Origin of the sequence: Marinobacter sp. F3R08, from assembly GCF_018860425.1 — a bacterium.
Classification (GTDB): Bacteria; Pseudomonadota; Gammaproteobacteria; order Pseudomonadales; family Oleiphilaceae; genus Marinobacter.
The window spans coordinates 762,512-782,298 of sequence record NZ_JAHKPI010000014.1; the positions used below are offsets into that span (position 1 = coordinate 762,512).

Below are 19,787 nucleotides of genomic sequence, written 5' to 3' on the forward strand. Positions count from 1 at the left end.
TTGGAAAACGCGGGGGACTCCCGCGTTTTCCGCGTTTAAAAACAGGGTTTTAAAAGCATGGCCAAGCGCGATTATTACGAGATTCTCGGAATTTCCCGGGATGCGGGCGAGAAGGAAATCAAGCGAGCCTATCGGAAGCTCGCAATGAAGTATCACCCCGACCGTAATCCGGACGACACCGAAGCCGAGAACAAGTTCAAGGAGGCCAGCGAAGCCTACGAAATTCTGGCGGATCAATCCAAACGTGCCGCGTACGACCAGTTTGGCCACGCCGGTGTGGACGGTCAGGCCGGTGGTGGATTCGGGGGCGGTGGCGCAAGCTTCTCTGATATTTTCGGTGACGTATTCGGCGACATCTTCGGTGGCGGCGGCGCTGGTGGTCGTGGCCGCAATACCCGTGGCGCCGATCTGCGTTATACCCTGGAACTGGACCTCGAAGAGGCTGTGAAGGGTAAGACTGTTCAGATCAAGATTCCAGGGCATCGTGAATGTGAAGTGTGCGACGGGAGCGGTGCGGAAAAAGGCTCGAGTCCGGAAACCTGTGGTACCTGTAAGGGTATGGGGCAGGTGCGGATGCAGCAGGGTTTCTTTACGGTGCAGCAGGCCTGTCCAACCTGTCGTGGTTCTGGCCAGGTGATCAAGTCCCCCTGTAAGGCCTGTCATGGCCAGGGTCGGGTTCAGGAAGAGAAAACGCTCTCCGTCAAGGTGCCACCTGGCGTTGACACCGGTGATCGCATTCGCCTTTCGGGCGAAGGTGAAATGGGAATTGATGGTGGGCCTCCCGGAGATCTGTATGTGCAAATGGCAGTGCGTGAGCATTCCATTTTTACCCGCGATGGTCGCAACCTTTATTGCGAAGTGCCGATCAGCATTGTTGATGCGTCTCTGGGTGGAGAGCTCGAAGTGCCGACACTGGATGGCCGGGTGAAGTTGAAAATCCCGCCGGAAACCCAGACCGGCAAGCTCTTCCGTCTGCGTAACAAGGGGGTTAGCCCGGTTCGTGGTGGCCCGGCAGGTGACCTGCTTTGCCGGGTTATCGTAGAGACGCCGGTGAACCTGACCAAGCGTCAGAAGGAATTGCTGGAGGAGTTTCAGCAAACCCTGGACGGCAGTAATGGTACAGAGCATGGCCCGAAGAAGACGTCCTGGTTTGAGGGTGTGAAAAGCTTCTTTGACGAAATGAAATTCTGATCGGCCCGAAAAAAGGAACGCGAGCATGAGGGTAGCAATCATCGGCGCCGCCGGGCGTATGGGAAAGGTCCTGATTGAGGCTGTTGACGGTACTGAAGGCCTTGAGCTTGGTGCCGCTGTCATTGATCCGGACAGCAGTCTGGTGGGTGCAGATGCCGGAGAAATGACCGGTATCGGAAAAACGGGCGTGAAAATGGCCGGGAATCTGGCCGAGGTAAAGGATGATTTTGATGTCCTTGTTGATTTCACCTTCCCGGACCTGACGCTCGAGAACGCCGAATTCTGCAAAGCCAATGGCAAGATGCTTGTTATTGGTACCACTGGCATGTCAGATGCAGAAAAGCAGCAGCTTGCCGTGGCGGCAGAATCCACCCCGGTGGTGTTTGCGCCCAACATGAGTGTGGGTGTGAACGTTGTCCTCAACCTGCTGCGTACCGCCGCAGCGACCCTTGGTGACGACTATGATGTTGAAATCATCGAAGCCCACCATCGCCACAAGAAAGATGCGCCCTCCGGCACGGCCCTGCGCATGGGCGAAGTGGTCGCCGATGCCCTTGGGCGCGATCTGAAAGAGTGCGCCGTTTATGGACGCGAAGGTTTTACTGGCGAGCGCACCCGCAAAGAAATCGGTTTTGAAACCATTCGTGCGGGCGACTTGGTCGGTGATCACACCGTTCTGTTCGCCACCGAGGGTGAGCGTATAGAAGTCACCCACAAGGCCAGCAGTCGGATGACGTTTGCCAAGGGCGCCATGCGCGCAGCATTGTGGCTGAAGGATAAGCCGGCGGGCCTTTACGATATGCAGGACGTTCTGAAACTGAAATAGCGAACTGGCCCTTTGTCGGTGATTCCGGTCAGGATTTCAGATGGACATAAAGCGCCATATTTCTTACAATAAGGCGGTTTAACTGCACCAAGCGTACCTTTGCACCAAGTTTCTGAAAAAGCGGGACCGAGCCAAGACTCTGTCTCGCTTTTTTGCAACCGGAATTTGCGCTTGCGTTCCTGTTCGTGACGAACCGATACGCCACTCGATGAGGATACAAGCCTTGAGCACACCAGCAATCCTTGCACTCGCAGACGGAAGCCTGTTCTACGGCAGTGCCATTGGCGCTGACGGAGAAACCAGTGGTGAAGTGGTGTTTAACACCGCCATGACCGGCTATCAGGAAATCCTGACAGATCCGTCCTATTCCCGCCAGATCGTTACCCTGACCTATCCGCACATCGGTAACACGGGTGTGAATGAAGAAGACATCGAGTCAGATCGGATTCAGGCCGCTGGCCTGATTATCCGCGATCTGCCTCTGCTGGCCAGTAGCTGGCGCAGCAAGGGGAGCCTGGATGACTACCTGCGAAGCAACAATGTTGTTGGCATAGCCGATATAGATACCCGCCGTCTGACCCGCATTCTCCGGGACAAGGGCTCACAGAACGGAGCCGTCGTGGCAGGGGAAAATGCCACCGCCGAGCGGGCATTGGAGTTGGCGCGAGCCTTCCCTGGCCTCAAAGGCATGGATCTGGCAAAAGAAGTCACCTCCGACAAGACCTGGTCCTGGAACGAGACCGAGTGGGCTCTGGGTGAGGGCTACGGTGAGCAGACGCAAGCCAGGTTCAAGGTTGTTGCCTGGGATTACGGTGTGAAGCTGAATATCCTGCGTATGCTTGCGTCCCGCGGCTGTGACATCACGGTTGTGCCGGCCCAGACACCGGCCTCGGAAGTGCTGGCGATGAATCCGGATGGCGTGTTTTTGTCCAATGGCCCGGGTGATCCCGAGCCCTGCGATTACGCCATCACTGCCATCAAGGACGTGTTGGAAACCGATATTCCGGTTTTCGGTATCTGTCTGGGGCACCAGTTGCTGGCGCTGGCCAGCGGTGCGAGAACCATGAAGATGGGGCACGGCCACCACGGTGCCAATCATCCGGTGCAGGATATCGCCAAAGGCACGGTAATGATTACCAGCCAGAACCACGGGTTTGCTGTGGACGAAGCAACTCTGCCGGCCAACATGGAGGCGACCCACAAGTCTCTGTTTGATGGCACCTTGCAGGGCATTCGCCGGACTGATAAGCCGGCTTACAGCTTCCAGGGGCACCCGGAAGCCAGCCCCGGTCCTCACGACGTGGCCCCGCTGTTTGACGAGTTTATCCGCCTGATGGAGGCGCGATCGGCCTGAAGTCGATCGCGATGGGAAACTCACGGGCGCCGCGTGTTGCGCTGCCTGAATTCAAAAGTTGCTGACAGGTTTACCAAGACATGCCAAAACGTACCGACATCCAAAGCATCCTGATCCTGGGCGCCGGCCCCATTGTGATCGGGCAGGCGTGCGAATTTGATTATTCCGGGGCCCAGGCCTGCAAGGCGCTGCGCGAGGAGGGTTACCGGGTTATCCTGGTTAACTCCAACCCGGCCACCATCATGACCGACCCGGTCATGGCGGACGCCACCTACATCGAGCCGATTACCTGGAAGACCGTCGAAAAAATTATCGAAAAAGAACAGCCAGACGCGCTGCTGCCTACCATGGGCGGTCAGACGGCACTGAACTGCGCTCTGGATCTGGAGCGCCACGGTGTCCTGGAAAAGCACGGCGTGGAAATGATCGGCGCCAACGCCGACACCATTGATAAAGCCGAGGACCGGGATCGCTTCGATAAGGCCATGAAGAAAATTGGCCTGGAATGTCCGCGTGCGACCATCGCCCATTCCATGGAAGAAGCCTGGAAAGTGGCCGACGACATCGGCTTTCCGTGCATCATTCGCCCCTCCTTCACCATGGGCGGCTCTGGTGGCGGTATTGCCTATAACCGAGATGAATTCGAGGAAATCTGTACTCGCGGCTTGGACCTGTCTCCAACCAACGAATTGCTGATCGACGAGTCCCTGATCGGCTGGAAAGAGTACGAGATGGAAGTTGTCCGGGACAGGAATGACAACTGCATCATCGTCTGCGCCATCGAGAACTTCGACGCCATGGGCGTGCACACCGGTGATTCGATCACCGTGGCCCCGGCCCAGACGCTCACCGACAAGGAATACCAGATCATGCGGAACGCCTCGCTGGCGGTGCTGCGTGAGATTGGAGTGGAAACGGGCGGTTCCAATGTTCAGTTCGGTATCAATCCGGACACCGGCCGTATGGTTGTGATCGAGATGAACCCCCGGGTGTCCCGTTCTTCTGCCCTGGCATCCAAGGCGACCGGCTTCCCGATTGCCAAGGTCGCTGCCAAGCTCGCGGTGGGCTACACCCTGGATGAGCTGCGTAACGAAATCACCGGCGGTGTCACCCCGGCCTCGTTCGAACCGTCCATCGACTATGTGGTCACCAAGATCCCCCGGTTTACCTTCGAGAAATTCCCTCAGGCTGATGCCCGCCTGACCACCCAGATGAAATCCGTGGGTGAGGTCATGGCCATCGGCCGGACCTTCCAGGAATCGTTGCAGAAGGCCCTGCGTGGTCTGGAAGTGGGAGCCGAAGGCTTCGATGAAAAGCTCGAGGATCTGGACTCCGAGAATTCCCGGGAGACCCTGACCCGGGAACTGAATGTGCCCGGTGCCGAGCGAATCTGGTACATCGGCGACGCCTTCCGTTCCGGCATGACCGTGGAGGATGTGTTCGCCCATACCCACGTGGATCCCTGGTACCTGGTGCAGATTGAAGATCTGATCAGGGAAGAGCAGGCATTGAAGTGCGCCGGCAAGGCCGACATTGATCAGGCCACCCTGTTCCGTCTCAAGCGCAAGGGGTTCTCTGACTCCCGTCTGGCCAAGCTTCTGGGGATTTCGGAAGTCAGCCTGCGCAAGTTGCGTCATGAGCTCGACATCCGGCCTGTGTACAAGCGGGTCGATACCTGTGCCGCCGAGTTTGCCTCTGACACCGCTTACATGTACTCAACCTATGAGGAAGAGTGCGAGTCGGATGCCAGCGATCGCGACAAGATCGTGGTGATCGGCGGCGGACCCAACCGGATCGGTCAGGGCATTGAATTCGATTACTGCTGTGTACACGCGGCATTGGCCATGCGTGAAGACGGCTATGAAACCATCATGATCAACTGTAATCCGGAGACCGTGTCCACCGATTACGACACCTCTGACCGGTTGTACTTCGAGCCGATCACTCTGGAAGATGTGCTGGAAATTATCCACGTTGAGAAGCCCAAGGGCGTGATCGTCCAGTACGGTGGCCAGACGCCACTGAAGCTGGCTCGTGGCCTGGAAGCGGCCGGAGTGCCGATAATCGGCACCAGCCCTGACGCGATCGACCGCGCCGAGGACCGTGAGCGCTTCCAGCAGATGATTACCCGCCTGGGACTGAAACAGCCGGAAAACGCGACCGTGCGCAGTCACGAGGAGGGCATTCTGGCGGCCCGGGAAATCGGTTATCCGCTGGTGGTACGTCCGTCCTACGTGCTGGGTGGTCGTGCCATGGAAATTGTTTACGACGAGGAAGAGCTGGTGCGCTACATGCGCAACGCGGTGCTGGTGTCCAACGACAGCCCGGTACTGCTGGATCACTTCCTTAATGCCGCCATCGAAGTCGATATCGATGCCATTTCCGACGGCAAAGACGTGGTAATCGGTGGCATCATGCAGCACATTGAGCAAGCCGGCGTGCACTCCGGTGACTCCGCCTGTTCGCTGCCGCCGTATACTCTGTCCCAGCAGGTTCAGGACGAGATGCGTGATGCGGTCAAGAAGATGGCTATTGAGCTCGAGGTTATCGGCCTGATGAACGTTCAGCTGGCCTGGCAGGATGGCGAGATCTACGTGATTGAGGTCAACCCGCGGGCTTCCCGGACCGTGCCATTCGTGTCCAAGGCCATCGGAGTGTCTCTGGCCAAGGTGGCAGCCCGGGTGATGGCCGGCAAGAGCCTGAAAGAGCTCGAGTTTACTCAGGAAATTATCCCGAGTTACTACGCTGTGAAAGAGTCCGTGTTCCCGTTTAACAAGTTCCCGGCGGTGGATCCTATCCTCGGGCCGGAAATGAAGTCGACCGGTGAGGTCATGGGGCTGGGCGACAGCTTTGATGAGGCTTTTGCCAAGGCGGCTCTGGCCATTGGCGAGCGCTTGCCGGCCAAGGGGACAGCGTTCATGTCGGTGCGGGATGTCGACAAGCCCGGAGCTGAAAAAGTTGCCCGTGACCTGGTTGAGGCCGGCTTCAAGCTGGTGGCTACCACCGGAACAGCCAAAGCCCTGAGGGAAGCCGGGATCGAGGTTGATCGGGTGAACAAGGTTCGGGAAGGTCGTCCGCACATTGTGGATGCAATCAAGAACGGTCAGGTTCAGCTGATCATTAATACCACTGAAGGTCGCAAGGCGATTTCCGACTCGGCCCAGATCCGTCAGTCGGCATTGCAGACCAAAGTGACCTACACAACGACACTGGCGGGCGGCGAAGCCTTCTGTCGGGCCATCAAGTTCGGCCCGGAGCGCACTGTACGCCGCCTCCAGGATCTTCACGCAGGAAAGTGAGACTATGGCTGAAAGAGTACCGATGACAAAGGCGGGAGAAGCTCGCCTCCGAGAGGAGCTTCAAAAACTGAAGTCTGAAGATCGTCCACGGGTGATCGCAGCAATCGCTGATGCCCGTGAGCATGGCGATCTGAAAGAAAACGCTGAATACCATGCAGCCCGAGAGCAGCAGAGCTTTATTGAAGGCCGAATCCAGGAAATTGAAGGGAAGCTTTCAGCGGCTCAGGTCATCGACGTTACCACCATGGAGAATACCGGCAGGGTGATTTTCGGTACCACGGTGCATCTGTTTAACCTGGACACCGATGAGCAGGTGACTTACACGATCGTTGGTGAGGATGAGGCAGATATCAAGGCTGGCAAGTTGTCGATTTCCTCGCCGATTGCCCGGGCGTTGGTGGGTAAGAGCGAAGGTGATGTCGTTGCTATCCGCGTGCCATCCGGTACCGTGGAGTACGAGATCGAGCAGGTGGAATATATCTGACCTCGCGAGGGATCAGGTGACAGCTTTCAGCTGACCTGATCCTGAAGGTTCGGACATGAAAAAGCCGGTCTGGGAATCCCAGGCCGGCTTTTTCATGTCTGCTTTCGGTGTGTCGGGTCAGTGTTTGTGGCGAAGCAGATTGGAAAGCTTGGGGTTGGGCTTCTTTGCCCGGCGCAGAATCACGGCGATCTTGCCGATGGTCTGCACCAGTTCGGCGCCGGAAGATTGGCACAGGGCCGCAATGGCTTCCTGTCGGGCGTCACGATCCTGGCTGGCTACCTTGATCTTGATCAGCTCGTGATCACTCAGGGCACGCTCCAGCTCTTCCTGAAGTCCCTCGGACAGGCCTTTGTCACCAACGATGATGACCGGCTTCAGGTTGTGGGCAATGGCCCGGTATTCCCGGCGCTGTTCCGGTGAAAGACTCATGATGCAATCTCTTTATCGGTGCGATTAACAAAAGGTCAGCGGCGATTGCGCTGACTTGAACGTATAATCCGTGGATTGTAACAGATTGCCCTGCCGGAAAAATCGACGTTAACACCTATCGAGGTGGTCGCAGGCGGGCTGATGGAACAAATTTGTGGGCTTCGGGTCCAATAAACCCGGGTTTTTCGGACCCTGATCCGATGTTGCTGTTGTAATTTCGGATATGGCGCCCACTATGAAAGATGCGGTCGCTTTTCATCAGGCTATCTGTAAATGCGTGTGGTCGATACGGATGGGCCGTTTCTGGTGGACCGGCGTACAATTGGTGTAAGGTGTAAGAAAAGGGCGCTTTGCGAGAAGTAATCCCTTCAATTCACAGGTGATGATCCTTGAACGATATGGCAAAAAATCTGGTTCTCTGGCTAATTATAGCCGCCGTGCTGCTGATGGTGTTTCAGAATTTCTCTCCCACCACCACCGGCCAACAAGTCAATTACTCCCAATTTGTGGAGATGGTCCAGCAAGGGCAGGTCCGTCAGGTCACAATTGATGGGTTGCAGGTTCAGGGTACCCGTGGTGACGGCTCCCAGTTCCAGACAGTCCGTCCGCAGGTGTCAGATAACAAGCTGATGGACGATCTGCTTGCCAATAATGTTGAAGTGATCGGTAAGGAGCCTGAGCGCCAGAGCCTGTGGACACAGCTGCTCGTTGCCGCCTTCCCGATACTGATTATTATTGCATTGTTCGTATTCTTCATGCGCCAGATGCAGGGCGGTGGTGGTGGCAAAGGCCCCATGTCGTTCGGCAAGAGTAAAGCGCGCCTGATGAGTGAAGACCAGATCAAGACCACGTTTGCAGATGTGGCGGGTGTTGATGAGGCCAAGGAAGATGTGAAAGAGCTGGTGGATTTCCTGCGGGATCCCAGCAAATTCCAGCGCCTGGGTGGCAGCATTCCCAAGGGCGTCCTGATGGTGGGGCAGCCGGGTACCGGTAAAACCCTGCTGGCCAAGGCGATTGCCGGCGAAGCCAAGGTTCCGTTCTTCTCGATTTCCGGTTCTGATTTTGTGGAAATGTTTGTGGGCGTGGGTGCTTCCCGGGTCCGTGACATGTTTGAGCAGGCCAAGAAGCAAAGCCCCTGTATCATTTTCATCGATGAAATTGATGCGGTCGGACGTCATCGTGGCGCCGGCATGGGCGGTGGTCACGACGAGCGCGAACAGACTTTGAACCAGTTGCTGGTTGAAATGGACGGCTTCGAAGGTAATGAAGGCGTGATTGTTATCGCCGCGACCAACCGTCCGGACGTTCTCGATCCGGCGCTGCTGCGCCCTGGCCGCTTTGACCGCCAGGTCGTCGTTGGATTGCCTGACATCATCGGTCGTGAACAGATTCTCAAAGTGCACATGAAGAAGGTGCCTCTGGGCGATGGCGTAGAGCCTGCCCTGATTGCCCGTGGTACTCCGGGCTTCTCCGGTGCGGATCTTGCCAACCTGGTAAACGAGGCGGCCTTGTTTGCGGCGCGTCGAAACCAGCGCCTGGTGTCGATGGAAGAATTCGAGCTCGCGAAGGACAAGATCATGATGGGCGCTGAGCGCAAGTCCATGGTCATGAGCGAGAAAGAAAAGATGAACACGGCCTATCATGAGTCCGGGCATGCGATTGTGGGCCGGCTGATGCCTGAGCACGATCCTGTTTATAAGGTCAGTATTATTCCGCGTGGTCGGGCTCTGGGTGTGACCATGTTCCTCCCGGAAGAAGACAAGTACAGTCACAGCAAGCGTTTCCTGATCAGCTCTATCTGTAGTCTGTTCGGTGGCCGTATTGCTGAAGAGCTGACCCTCGGATTCGACGGTGTTACTACCGGTGCTTCCAATGATATCGAGCGTGCGACCAGTCTGGCGCGGAACATGGTGACCCGTTGGGGGCTGTCCGAGAAGCTGGGTCCGCTGCAGTACGATACTGATAGTGAGGAACCGTTCCTCGGCCGATCTGCCGGGCAGTCCCAGACAGTCTACTCGCCGGAAACAGCTCAGCGGATTGATGAGGAAGTCCGGAATATCATCGACACCTGCTATGAGAAGGCCAGGCAGATTCTGATAGATAACCGTGACAAGCTGGATATGATGGCGGACGCCCTGATGAAGTATGAGACGATCGACCGTCATCAGATCGACGACATTATGGAAGGTCGGACGCCTCGTCCGCCAAAAGGCTGGGGCGACAGCGGTCCTGCCGGCGGCGTTAAGGCTGACGATGCCGAGGCAACGCCGGAGCCGAAGTCCTCCGATGACGGTCACCATCCAGGTGTTGGTCGGCCCGCTGGAGAGCACTGACTCACAGAGCGTGTGAGCCAGAAAGCAATGCAGTCCCCTGCGCCGCCCGGATTCCGGGCGGCGCTTGTTTTTGTCAGTCAGAAAAGGTTTGTCATGAAAATGAATTTTGCCGGTCGGGAGCTGGATCTTTCCCGTTGCCAAGTGATGGGAGTTTTAAATGTAACGCCGGATTCGTTTTCCGATGGTGGCAGGTTCAACCGGCCGGATGCAGCGCTGGTGAGAGCCAGGCAGATGGTCGCTGATGGAGCGTCCTTCATAGATATTGGTGGCGAATCGACCAGACCCGGTGCCGCTCCGGTTTCCGTGCAGGAAGAGCTGGACCGGGTTTGTCCTGTGGTGGAGCTGGCGGCCAGGGAGCTGGACGTCGTAGTCTCGGTCGATACTAGCGCGCCTGAAGTGATGGCAGAGACCGCAAAACTCGGGGCCGGTTTGATAAACGATATACGGGCGCTCCAGCGCGAGGGGGCGCCGGAGGTGGTTGCCAGGGCGGGAATTCCGGTGTGCGTCATGCATATCCAGGGAGAGCCGGATACCATGCAGGACCGCCCTGAATATCAGGACGTGTGCCGTGAGGTAAGTGCATTTCTAGAAGAAAGAGTACGCGCGGCCGGGTTGGCCGGTGTTCGCTCTGACAGGATTCTTCTCGACCCGGGGTTTGGTTTTGGTAAGAGCCTGGACCATAACCTTCAACTGTTAGCCTCTCTTGAGTACCTGCGCAGTCTGGGGTATCCGCTGCTGGTCGGCGTTTCCAGGAAATCGATGCTGGGGCATATCACTGGCCGGGGGGTGAATGAAAGGTTGCCCGCAAGCCTTGCGGCCGCGACAATAGCTGCCATGAAAGGGGCCGGTATTATTCGTGTCCATGATGTCGCGGAAACAGTGGACGCCGTCCGTGTTGTGACGGCAGTAAAGGAGGCAGGTTGATGTCGGAGAGAAAGTATTTCGGTACGGACGGAATTCGAGGGCATGTTGGTGAGGCTCCGATTACCCCGGAGTTCATGCTCAAGCTGGGGTGGGCCGCCGGACAAGCGTTCAAGCAGGACGGTCAACGCAACAGTGTACTGATTGGGAAGGATACCCGGCTCTCCGGTTACATGTTTGAATCCGCCCTCGAGGCCGGCCTGTCTGCCGCAGGCGTGGATGTGAAGCTGCTCGGCCCGATGCCGACTCCGGCGATTGCCTACCTTACCCGTACGTTTCGGGCGTCGGCCGGAATCGTGATCAGTGCGTCTCATAACCCGCACCATGACAACGGTATCAAGTTTTTTTCGGCGGCCGGTACCAAGCTGGATGACGCTCTGGAAGCAGAGATAGAGCGCTGGCTGGATAAGCCGATTGAGGTATGCGAGCCCGCAGAATTGGGTAAGGCGTCGCGCGTGGACGATGCACCAGGGCGCTATGTGGAGTTCTGCAAGAGTACGGTGCCCAACGAGTTTACGCTTGAAGGTATGAAGATTGTTCTGGATTGCGCTCACGGCGCAACCTATCACGTGGCTCCCAAAGTGTTCAGCGAGCTTGGGGCAACAGTGACGGTAATCGGCGGAAATCCCGATGGTCTGAACATCAATCTGAATGTCGGCTCCACCCATCTCGATGGGCTTCGGGCTGCGGTGCTTGAAAAAGAGGCTGACCTGGGTATCGCCTTCGATGGTGATGGTGATCGGGTGTTGATGGTCGATCGTGACGGCTCCGAAGTGGATGGAGATGAACTTCTCTATGTCATTGCTTCCCAGCGTTTCGCGGAAGATCGTCTCAGGGGTGGCGTTGTCGGTACCTTGATGACGAATCTTGGGGTTGAGTTGGCTCTGAAGGAAATCGGGATTCAGTTCGAGCGAGCAAACGTTGGTGATCGTTATGTGATGGAGCGGTTGAAGGCCAACAACTGGGTGCTTGGCGGAGAGGGTTCAGGTCATATGGTGATTCGTGACTGTACCAGTACCGGTGACGGGATTATCTCGGCGCTGCAGGTACTGTTCTCGGTCTGGAAGTCCGGAAAAACGCTTGCAGAACTTCGTCAGGGGATGAGCAAACTTCCCCAGAAACTGATCAATGTTCGGGTTGGTCAGCGTTTTGATCCATTCAGCCGTGACGATATTGTGGCCGCCGTGCGTAGGGCCGAAGCGGAGCTGGGCCGTTCTGGCCGGATTCTGCTCAGAGCATCTGGAACGGAGCCCTTGATTCGGGTGATGGCAGAAGGGCAGGATGAAAATGAAATCCTGCGAGTGGTTGAAGGGTTGGCACAAGTTGTCGAGAAATCCACCGCTTAATTTTGTGTTTTCAGGCGGTTGTCTGCAAGGAGGGAGTGCTGTATAGTTCGCCCTCCCTCACGTTCGGGAACTGTTATGCGTCGTAAGATCGTAGCCGGAAACTGGAAAATGAACGGGTCGAAAGACCTGGCGCAGACCCTGGTAGGCTTTGTGCGATCCCGGATCGCTTCTCTTGATAATGGCGTTGAGGTTGTTATTATTCCTCCCGCGATTTATGTCGGAGACGTTATCGGACATGCCGGTGATGAGTTGTCGGTTGGAGTTCAGAACGTAGGGCAGTGGGGTTCCGGAGCCTATACCGGAGAGATCTCCGCTGAAATGGCGGCAGATCAGGGCTGTCAGTATGCTCTGATCGGACATTCTGAGCGCCGTCAGATTTTCGGTGAGACCGATACGGTGGTGGCCGAGAAAGTTGAGCGTGTTCTTGCTGGCGGGCTTTATGCCGTACTTTGTGTCGGTGAGACGCTTCAGGATAGAGACGCCGGTGACGCCGAAGCGGTGGTGGCCTCTCAGGTGAGGGCCGGTCTGGCGACCGTTGCACCGGATCAGTGGCAGCGTGTGATTGTGGCCTATGAGCCAGTTTGGGCCATCGGTACGGGTAAAACCGCGACGGCACAGGATGCCCAGGCAATGCACGCTTCTATCCGGGGCGTGCTTTCGGAGATGGGCGCGCCGGCCGATGAAATATCCCTGCTTTACGGGGGTAGCGTAAAAGCGGATAATGCAGCCGCTCTTTTTGCCGAGCCGGACATTGATGGTGGCCTGATCGGCGGAGCATCGCTGATTGCGGAAGATTTTGTAAGTATTTGCCGGAGTGTTCCGGCGAATATCTAAAGTTAAAGGTTCGCGAGAGTCGTTATGGATTGGGTAGAAACGCTGGTAGTCGTTGTGCACGTGGTGATCGCGGTGGCGCTGGTGGGTCTGGTGCTGATCCAGCAGGGCAAAGGTGCTGATGCTGGAGCTGCCTTTGGTGGTGGAGCTTCACAGACTGTCTTTGGCAGTCAGGGTAGTGGTAGCTTTCTGACCCGCTTCACGACACTGCTCGCCGTCGTGTTTTTTGTGACAAGTTTTTCGTTGGCAGTTTTCGCCAAGCAGCGTGCCGAAGTGGCGGGCCAGGCCGGTATTCCTGTGGTTCAGGAATCCAGCGATGCCGTTCCTTCTGATAGCGCAGCTGTTGATAATGGTGAATCAGGGTCCAGCGAATCCGAGAGCGGGGAGACAGGTCTCCCCGAGCTCGAGTAAGAATGTTGCCCGGGTGGTGAAACTGGTAGACACGCTATCTTGAGGGGGTAGTGGCGAAAGCCGTGCCGGTTCGAGTCCGGCCCCGGGCACCATATTAGAAGAAAAACGGCTTGGATTTCCCAGGCCGTTTTTTTTGGTCAGTCCTTGACCAGTCTGTCTGGCGTCTCTATACTCCGGCGGATATTGGAGCCTGCAATGGTAAATCTCGCGGGTTTCTGGCAGGCCAGGTGTCTGTCAGCAGGAAACGGTACACCGGTTTGTTTCCTGCGAGTTCTTGCAACAAAAGGCCCCATTGTTAGGGGGTTTTTGATTAAGGGGCCTGGCGCAAAGGGCCCTGGTGCATAAAAAGGGCTGATAAAACAGCCCTTTTTTTGTTTTTGGGGCCGGTAAATCTGATTACGGAGAAGGCACAACTTGTCAGCCAAGCTTAAGCAACTGGAAAGCATTCTTCAGCCTGTAGTGGAAGGCCTGGGGTATGAGTTCTGGGGCATTGATTTCCGCTCGCAGGGCCATCACTCCCTGTTACGGGTTTTTATTGACGATTCCGAGAAGGGTATCGGTATCGACGACTGCGAAAAAGTGAGTCGTCAGATCAGCGGTGTGATGGATGTGGAAGATCCTATCCAGACCGAATACACACTGGAGGTCTCATCCCCGGGGATGGATCGCCCGCTGTTTCGTCTCGAGCAATACGAGGCCTTTGTTGGTCACCATGTTCAGATTCGTCTCCGGATGGCGTTTGAGGGTCGCCGGAAGTTTCAGGGACTGATCAAAGGCGTTGAGGGTGATGATGTGGTAGTGGTCGTTGATGATCATGAGTATCTGCTGCCGTTTGACAGCATTGAGAAAGCCCACATCGTGCCGGTATTTGAGTGAACGATTTGAATAAGTCCGTGGACGCACAGTTGATTTTAAGGGCAGGGCAATCGAATGAGTAAAGAGATCTTGCTGGTGGTTGAATCCGTCTCGAACGAGAAAGGTGTCGAGAAGGATGTGATTTTTGAAGCGATCGAGCTGGCATTGGCCACCGCTGCCAAAAAACGCTTTGAAGACGAAGAAGCAGACATCCGGGTGGCGATCGACCGGAAAACCGGCGAATACGAAACCTTTCGTCGTTGGTTGGTTGTCGATAATGATGCCGTTCCTGCGCTGGGCACCGAGCTCACCTTGCAAGAAGCCGAGGAGATTGACACGGCTCTGAGCCCGGGCGACATGCACGAAGAAAAAATTGAATCCGAGGCCTTTGGGCGGATTGGCGCTCAGGCTGCCAAGCAGATCATCTTCCAGAAAGTTCGTGAGGCAGAGCGTACCAAGATCGTCGACAGCTACCGCGATCGCGTGGGTGAGCTGGTGTCCGGTACTGTCAAAAAGGTTACCCGGGACAATGTTATTGTTGATCTGGGCGCCAATGCTGAGGCCCTGCTGCCCCGGGAATTCCTGATTCCCCGGGAAACGTTCCGTATGGGTGATCGTGTGCGCTCTTTGCTGTTGGAAATTCGCACAGATCATCGTGGCCCGCAGTTGATCCTCAGTCGCACCTCCCCGCAGATGCTGATTGAGCTGTTTCGCATTGAGGTGCCGGAGATTGCTGAAGATCTGATCGAGATCCGGGGCGCGGCCCGGGATCCCGGTTCCCGCGCCAAAATTGCCGTGAAAACCAACGATCGTCGTATTGATCCCGTTGGCGCTTGCGTCGGGATGCGTGGTTCGCGCGTTCAGGCGGTGTCCAACGAATTGGGCGGCGAGCGGGTTGATATCGTGCTGTGGGACGACAATCCGGCGCAACTGGTGATCAACGCGATGGCGCCTGCAGAAGTTGCCTCTATTGTGATGGACGAAGACCGGCACACCATGGAGGTGGCGGTTGCTGAGGACAATCTGGCGCAGGCCATCGGCCGGAATGGTCAGAACGTTCGTCTCGCTACAGAGCTGACAGGCTGGACCCTGAACGTTATGACCGAGGAAGAAGCCGGCGAACGTCAGGAGCAGGAATATAGCCGCCTGGTTGAGCATTTCATCAGCAATCTGGATATTGATGAAGAATTTGCCGGTGTATTGATTGAAGAAGGCTTTACCTCAATTGAAGAGGTTGCCTATGTGCCGATGGAAGAGATGCTGGCGATAGAGGGCTTTGACGAAGAGACCGTCACCGAACTGCGCCGCCGTGCCAAGGACGTGTTACTGAACCAGGCCCTGGCAAGTGAAGAAGCACTCGAGGGTGCTGAACCGGCAGAAGATCTTCTGGGAATGGATGGCATGGACCGCAGCCTGGCTTTCAAACTGGCCGGGATGGGTGTGCGCACCATGGAAGATCTTGCAGAGCAGTCGGTAGACGATCTGCTAGAGATCGAAGGTATGGATGAAGAGCGTGCGGGTCAGCTTATCATGACTGCACGTGCCCCCTGGTTTGAAGACCAGGCTTAATTCGGGAGGAGGACCAGTATGGCTGAAGTAACGGTAAAACAACTGGCCGAAGATGTAGGCGCTCCCGTGGATCGTTTGCTGAAGCAGATTGTGGAGGCTGGCCTGAAAGCCCGCTCCGAGAATGACTCTGTCTCCAGCGATGAGAAGCAGCAGTTGCTGGCCTATTTGAGAAAGACTCACGGTGAGGCTGATGATTCTGAGCCGCGCAAGATCACGCTGAAGCGTAAGACAACCACTACGCTGAAGGCCGGTAAAGCAAAGACCGTGAACGTTGAGGTTCGCAAGCGTCGTACTTATATCAAGCGGGCTGAGTTGCAGCCTGAGGCAGACGAGCAAAAACCGGAAGAGCCGGTAGTCGAGCAGCAGGCGGAGCAAGCGCCTGTGGAAGAAGCGCCGAAAGTGGCTGCAGAGCAGGCGGCGCAGCCGGAGGCAGAAACGCCCGAGGCAGAAACATCAGAGCAGCCTGAAAAGGTAGAAGCAGCCGAGCCCGCACAAGAGGCTCAGCCAGAACCGGTTCCGGCACCGGAAGACATTCCGATACCACCGCCCGAGGGCGACGGTAAGGATCGAAAGCCGAAGAAAAAGAAAGAAAAAGTTCGCGAGCGTGGCGACGAGACCGAAGAAGGCAAGCCCAAGAAGAAGCAGGCCGGTCATCGTGGTCCCCGCAGTCGTCCGGTGGAGGAGCCCCTGGTGATCTCCGAGGACGAGGAAGAGACCACGCTGCGTAAGCCGCTGCGTGCGAAAAAGAAACCCAAAGAGAAGCGTCATGGCTTCGAGAGGCCGACCAAACCAATGGTCAGAGAAGTAGAGATTCCAGAAACAATCACTGTCGGTGACCTTGCCCAGCGGATGGCCGTTAAATCCGGTGACGTCATCAAGACCTTGATGGGTATGGGCGTTATGGCCACCATCAACCAGGCACTGGACCAGGAGACCGCGGTACTGGTAACCGAAGAGCTCGGTCATCAGCCCAAGACTGTCAGCGATGATGCTTTCGAGGAAGAGGTTCTCAGCGAATTCTCTTTTGAGGGCGGTGAAAAGACCAAGCGTGCTCCGGTGGTGAGTGTGATGGGTCACGTTGACCACGGTAAGACATCGCTGCTGGATTACATTCGTCGTACCAAGGTGGCTTCTGGCGAGTCCGGTGGTATTACGCAGCATATCGGTGCCTACCACGTAGAGACGGGGCACGGCATGGTGTCCTTCCTGGATACGCCGGGTCACGCCGCCTTTACTGCAATGCGTGCCCGCGGTGCCCAGTGCACCGATATCGTTGTGCTGGTGGTTGCCGCCGATGACGGTGTTATGCCGCAGACCAAGGAAGCCGTTCAGCACGCACGTTCAGCGGGCGTGCCGATTGTTGTTGCCATCAACAAGATGGACAAGGAAGAAGCGGATCCTGATCGCGTCAAGACCGAGCTGGCCGGGATGGAAGTTATTCCGGAAGACTGGGGTGGGGATGTGCAGTTTGTGCCGGTTTCCGCGCACTCCGGTGAGGGCATTGATGACCTTCTGGAAGCATTGTTGCTGCAGGCCGAAGTCCTTGAACTTGAGGCCGTCACAGATGCGCCCGCTAAAGGTGTGGTTGTCGAATCCAGCCTTGAGCGTGGTCGCGGTTCCGTTGCCACGGTACTGATTCAGAACGGTACCCTGCGTCAGGGCGACATGGTTGTTGCCGGTTCCTTCTTCGGTAAGGTCCGGGCGATGACTGACGAAGCTGGCAAACAGACGAAGGAAGCGGGTCCGTCCATTCCTGTGGAAATTCTCGGTCTGAACGGTACGCCAGATGCAGGCGACGAATTCTTTGCGGTTGCCGACGAGAAGAAAGCGAAAGAACTGGCCGAGTTCCGGCAGACCCGTGAGCGGGAGCAGCGTCTCCAGCGTCAGCAGGCGGCCAAGCTTGAGAACCTGTTTGAGAACATGGGCAAGGACGAGGTCAAAACCCTCAATGTTGTGCTCAAAACCGACGTTCGCGGTTCCCTGGAAGCCATTACCAAGGCCTTGCAGGATCTGGGTAACGAGGAAGTTCAGGTCAAGATGGTCTCTTCCGGTGTTGGCGGTATTGCCGAAACCGACGTCAGCCTGGCGATGGCAACCAATGCGGTTATCTTCGGCTTCAACGTACGTGCCGATACCGCGTCCAAGCGTCTGGTTGAGCAGGAAGGTCTGGACCTGCGTTACTACAGCATCATCTACAACCTGATTGATGACGTGAAGGCGGCCCTGACGGGGATGCTGGCACCGGAATTCCGTGAAGACATCGTCGGTATCGCCGATGTTCGTGATGTATTCCGTTCACCCAAGTTTGGCCAGGTCGCAGGTTGTATGGTGACCGAAGGTACCGTATACCGGAACAAGCCGATCCGGGTTCTGCGGGACAACGTGGTTATCTTTGAAGGCGAACTGGAATCCCTGCGTCGTTTCAAGGACGACGTTCCCGAGGTCCGTAACGGTATGGAGTGCGGTATCGGCGTTAAGGGCTATGACGTGAAAGTTGGCGATCAGATCGAGGTATTTGATCGTGTCCGGGTCGAGCGCAAGCTTGAGTCCACGGGGGCCTGATGCCAAGAGAGTTCAGCCGAATTGATCGCATAGGCGATCAGATGCAACGGGAACTGGCCCAGCTCATCCAGCGAGAAGTCAAAGACCCGCGGGTGGGTATGGTCACGGTAAACGCAGTCAAGGTCAGCCGTGACCTTGGCTATGCCGATATCTATGTGTCCCTGCTTTCCACCGAAGAGCTGACGGGGGAGTCTCCCGAAGTTCAGGAATCGATCTCGGTGCTTAACAAAGCCTCCGGCTTTCTCCGCGGCCAGGTAGGGCGTGCGATGAAGCTGAGGGTGGTTCCGCAGCTGAGATTCCACTTCGACACCTTGCAAGGCTATAGCCGCAAGATGGACAGCCTCATTCGCGAAGCGGTTGGCGACACGCCGGCCGTGGACCGCGCTGAAGACGAAGATCAGGACAATCCGGAGCGTAACGCTTGAGCCGCAGACGCAAAGGCCGTGACGTCAACGGTATTCTGGTCATCGACAAGCCTTTGGGTATTACCTCCAATGGCATTCTGCAGCAGGTAAAGCGCCTGTTCGGGGCGGCAAAGGCAGGCCATACCGGCGCCCTTGATCCGCTGGCAACAGGTGTGCTGCCGCTGTGTTTTGGCGAAGCCACCAAGTTCTCCCAGATGATGCTCGATAGCGACAAGGCCTATATTGCCACCGCCCGGCTCGGAGTCCGGACCGAAACTGGTGACAGTGAAGGCGCTATTGTTGTCGAGAAACCGGTGCCGGCCGGTCTGACCGCCGACCTGCTGGAGCCCGTTCTGGATGGTTTTCGGGGTGAAATCCAGCAGGTTCCCTCCATGTATTCGGCGCTCAAGCACAAGGGGCGTCCGCTCTACGAATATGCCCGCGAAGGGATCGAGGTGGAGCGTCCGGCCAGGCCGGTCACCATCTACGAACTGACGCTCCTGGATATTCGCGAGAGTGAGCTGGATATTGCCGTCAGCTGTACCAAAGGTACGTACATTCGCTCACTGGTTGAAGATATTGGCGAAGCCCTGGGTTGCGGTGCACATGTAACCGCACTGCGCCGTACCATGGCCTCGGGGTTCACTCTGGCCAACGCCCATGCTGTCAGTGATCTCGAGGAAATGCGTGAACGGGACGAAAGCCTTGATGGTCTTCTGGTGGCACCGGATGCCGCACTGTCCATGTTCCCTGAACACCGTTTGGCGGGGCAGGCGCTGGTATCGATCTTGAACGGACAACCGGTTAGAATACCGGGTCGGGCCTATGAAGGCTTCGTGCGTCTCTATGCGAATGAGAGCGCCAACGAAGGCTTTGTAGGGCTGGCAGAAGCGTTCCCGGAAGGCGAGCAAACCAATCTGGTTCCACGCCGACTGGTGAAGAGCAGCGGAAAGCGTTAGGCGCTACGCTGAT

16 protein-coding genes and 1 tRNA gene are annotated in these 19,787 nt (G+C 56.7%); 16 read left to right on the forward strand and 1 reads right to left on the reverse strand.

Going from position 1 to position 19,787, the window contains the following annotated elements; genetic code table 11:
* Nucleotides 1-57: 57 nt before the first annotated feature.
* From dnaJ to greA, 5 genes are all read left to right on the forward strand, one after another.
* A complete protein-coding gene (gene dnaJ, locus KO499_RS06545) occupies nucleotides 58-1,191 on the forward strand; it encodes a molecular chaperone DnaJ (RefSeq protein WP_215982892.1) in 1,134 nt (377 codons plus the stop codon).
* Nucleotides 1,192-1,216: 25 nt separating this feature from the next.
* Nucleotides 1,217-2,017 (forward strand): 4-hydroxy-tetrahydrodipicolinate reductase, encoded by an 801-nt coding sequence (gene dapB / locus KO499_RS06550; protein WP_215982893.1) that lies wholly within the window; start codon nucleotides 1,217-1,219, stop codon nucleotides 2,015-2,017.
* A gap of 223 nt (nucleotides 2,018-2,240) precedes the next feature.
* The gene (gene carA / locus KO499_RS06555) at nucleotides 2,241-3,371 is read left to right on the forward strand and encodes a glutamine-hydrolyzing carbamoyl-phosphate synthase small subunit (protein WP_228339770.1); all 1,131 of its coding nucleotides are present in this window, start codon (nucleotides 2,241-2,243) and stop codon (nucleotides 3,369-3,371) included.
* 80 nt (nucleotides 3,372-3,451) lie between these two features.
* Nucleotides 3,452-6,670: a carbamoyl-phosphate synthase large subunit gene (gene carB / locus KO499_RS06560; protein WP_215982895.1), complete on the forward strand. Its 3,219-nt coding sequence runs from the start codon at nucleotides 3,452-3,454 to the stop codon at nucleotides 6,668-6,670.
* Between the two features lie 4 nt (nucleotides 6,671-6,674).
* Nucleotides 6,675-7,154: a transcription elongation factor GreA gene (gene greA / locus KO499_RS06565; RefSeq protein ID WP_215982896.1), complete on the forward strand. Its 480-nt coding sequence runs from the start codon at nucleotides 6,675-6,677 to the stop codon at nucleotides 7,152-7,154.
* 117 nt (nucleotides 7,155-7,271) lie between these two features.
* Here the strand turns inward: greA and yhbY are convergent, their stop codons facing one another.
* Nucleotides 7,272-7,583: a ribosome assembly RNA-binding protein YhbY gene (yhbY, locus tag KO499_RS06570; protein ID WP_215982897.1), complete on the reverse strand. Its 312-nt coding sequence runs from the start codon at nucleotides 7,581-7,583 to the stop codon at nucleotides 7,272-7,274.
* Between the two features lie 389 nt (nucleotides 7,584-7,972).
* Here yhbY and ftsH point away from each other — a divergent pair, with 389 nt between their 5' ends.
* The 11 genes from ftsH to truB all read left to right on the forward strand — a co-directional run bounded on the left by ftsH (nucleotide 7,973) and on the right by truB (nucleotide 19,774).
* Nucleotides 7,973-9,916 (forward strand): ATP-dependent zinc metalloprotease FtsH, encoded by a 1,944-nt coding sequence (ftsH, locus tag KO499_RS06575; RefSeq protein WP_215982898.1) that lies wholly within the window; start codon nucleotides 7,973-7,975, stop codon nucleotides 9,914-9,916.
* A 93-nt stretch (nucleotides 9,917-10,009) separates the two neighbouring features.
* On the forward strand, nucleotides 10,010-10,840 hold the full coding sequence (folP, locus tag KO499_RS06580) for a dihydropteroate synthase (RefSeq protein ID WP_215982899.1): 831 nt from the start codon (nucleotides 10,010-10,012) through the stop codon (nucleotides 10,838-10,840).
* The gene (glmM, locus tag KO499_RS06585; RefSeq protein WP_215982900.1) at nucleotides 10,840-12,183 is read left to right on the forward strand and encodes a phosphoglucosamine mutase; all 1,344 of its coding nucleotides are present in this window, start codon (nucleotides 10,840-10,842) and stop codon (nucleotides 12,181-12,183) included. Before folP ends, glmM begins: the two co-directional genes overlap by 1 nt.
* Nucleotides 12,184-12,258: 75 nt before the next feature.
* Nucleotides 12,259-13,017 carry a triose-phosphate isomerase gene (gene tpiA, locus KO499_RS06590; protein ID WP_215982901.1) on the forward strand — a complete coding sequence of 253 codons (759 nt, stop codon included), beginning with the start codon at nucleotides 12,259-12,261 and terminating at the stop codon, nucleotides 13,015-13,017.
* 24 nt (nucleotides 13,018-13,041) lie between these two features.
* Complete coding sequence (secG, locus tag KO499_RS06595; protein WP_215982902.1) at nucleotides 13,042-13,425, forward strand: preprotein translocase subunit SecG; 384 nt, start codon at nucleotides 13,042-13,044, stop codon at nucleotides 13,423-13,425.
* Between the two features lie 7 nt (nucleotides 13,426-13,432).
* A tRNA-Leu gene (locus tag KO499_RS06600) sits at nucleotides 13,433-13,517 on the forward strand.
* Nucleotides 13,518-13,839: 322 nt separating this feature from the next.
* Nucleotides 13,840-14,301: a ribosome maturation factor RimP gene (gene rimP / locus KO499_RS06605; protein WP_215982903.1), complete on the forward strand. Its 462-nt coding sequence runs from the start codon at nucleotides 13,840-13,842 to the stop codon at nucleotides 14,299-14,301.
* Nucleotides 14,302-14,355: 54 nt separating this feature from the next.
* Nucleotides 14,356-15,849 (forward strand): transcription termination factor NusA, encoded by a 1,494-nt coding sequence (nusA, locus tag KO499_RS06610; protein WP_215982904.1) that lies wholly within the window; start codon nucleotides 14,356-14,358, stop codon nucleotides 15,847-15,849.
* 18 nt (nucleotides 15,850-15,867) lie between these two features.
* On the forward strand, nucleotides 15,868-18,411 hold the full coding sequence (gene infB / locus KO499_RS06615; RefSeq protein ID WP_215982905.1) for a translation initiation factor IF-2: 2,544 nt from the start codon (nucleotides 15,868-15,870) through the stop codon (nucleotides 18,409-18,411).
* Complete coding sequence (gene rbfA / locus KO499_RS06620) at nucleotides 18,411-18,836, forward strand: 30S ribosome-binding factor RbfA (RefSeq protein WP_215982906.1); 426 nt, start codon at nucleotides 18,411-18,413, stop codon at nucleotides 18,834-18,836. The genes infB and rbfA overlap by 1 nt, the downstream gene beginning before the upstream one ends.
* Nucleotides 18,833-19,774 carry a tRNA pseudouridine(55) synthase TruB gene (truB, locus tag KO499_RS06625; RefSeq protein ID WP_215982907.1) on the forward strand — a complete coding sequence of 314 codons (942 nt, stop codon included), beginning with the start codon at nucleotides 18,833-18,835 and terminating at the stop codon, nucleotides 19,772-19,774. Before rbfA ends, truB begins: the two co-directional genes overlap by 4 nt.
* Nucleotides 19,775-19,787: the final 13 nt, after the last annotated feature.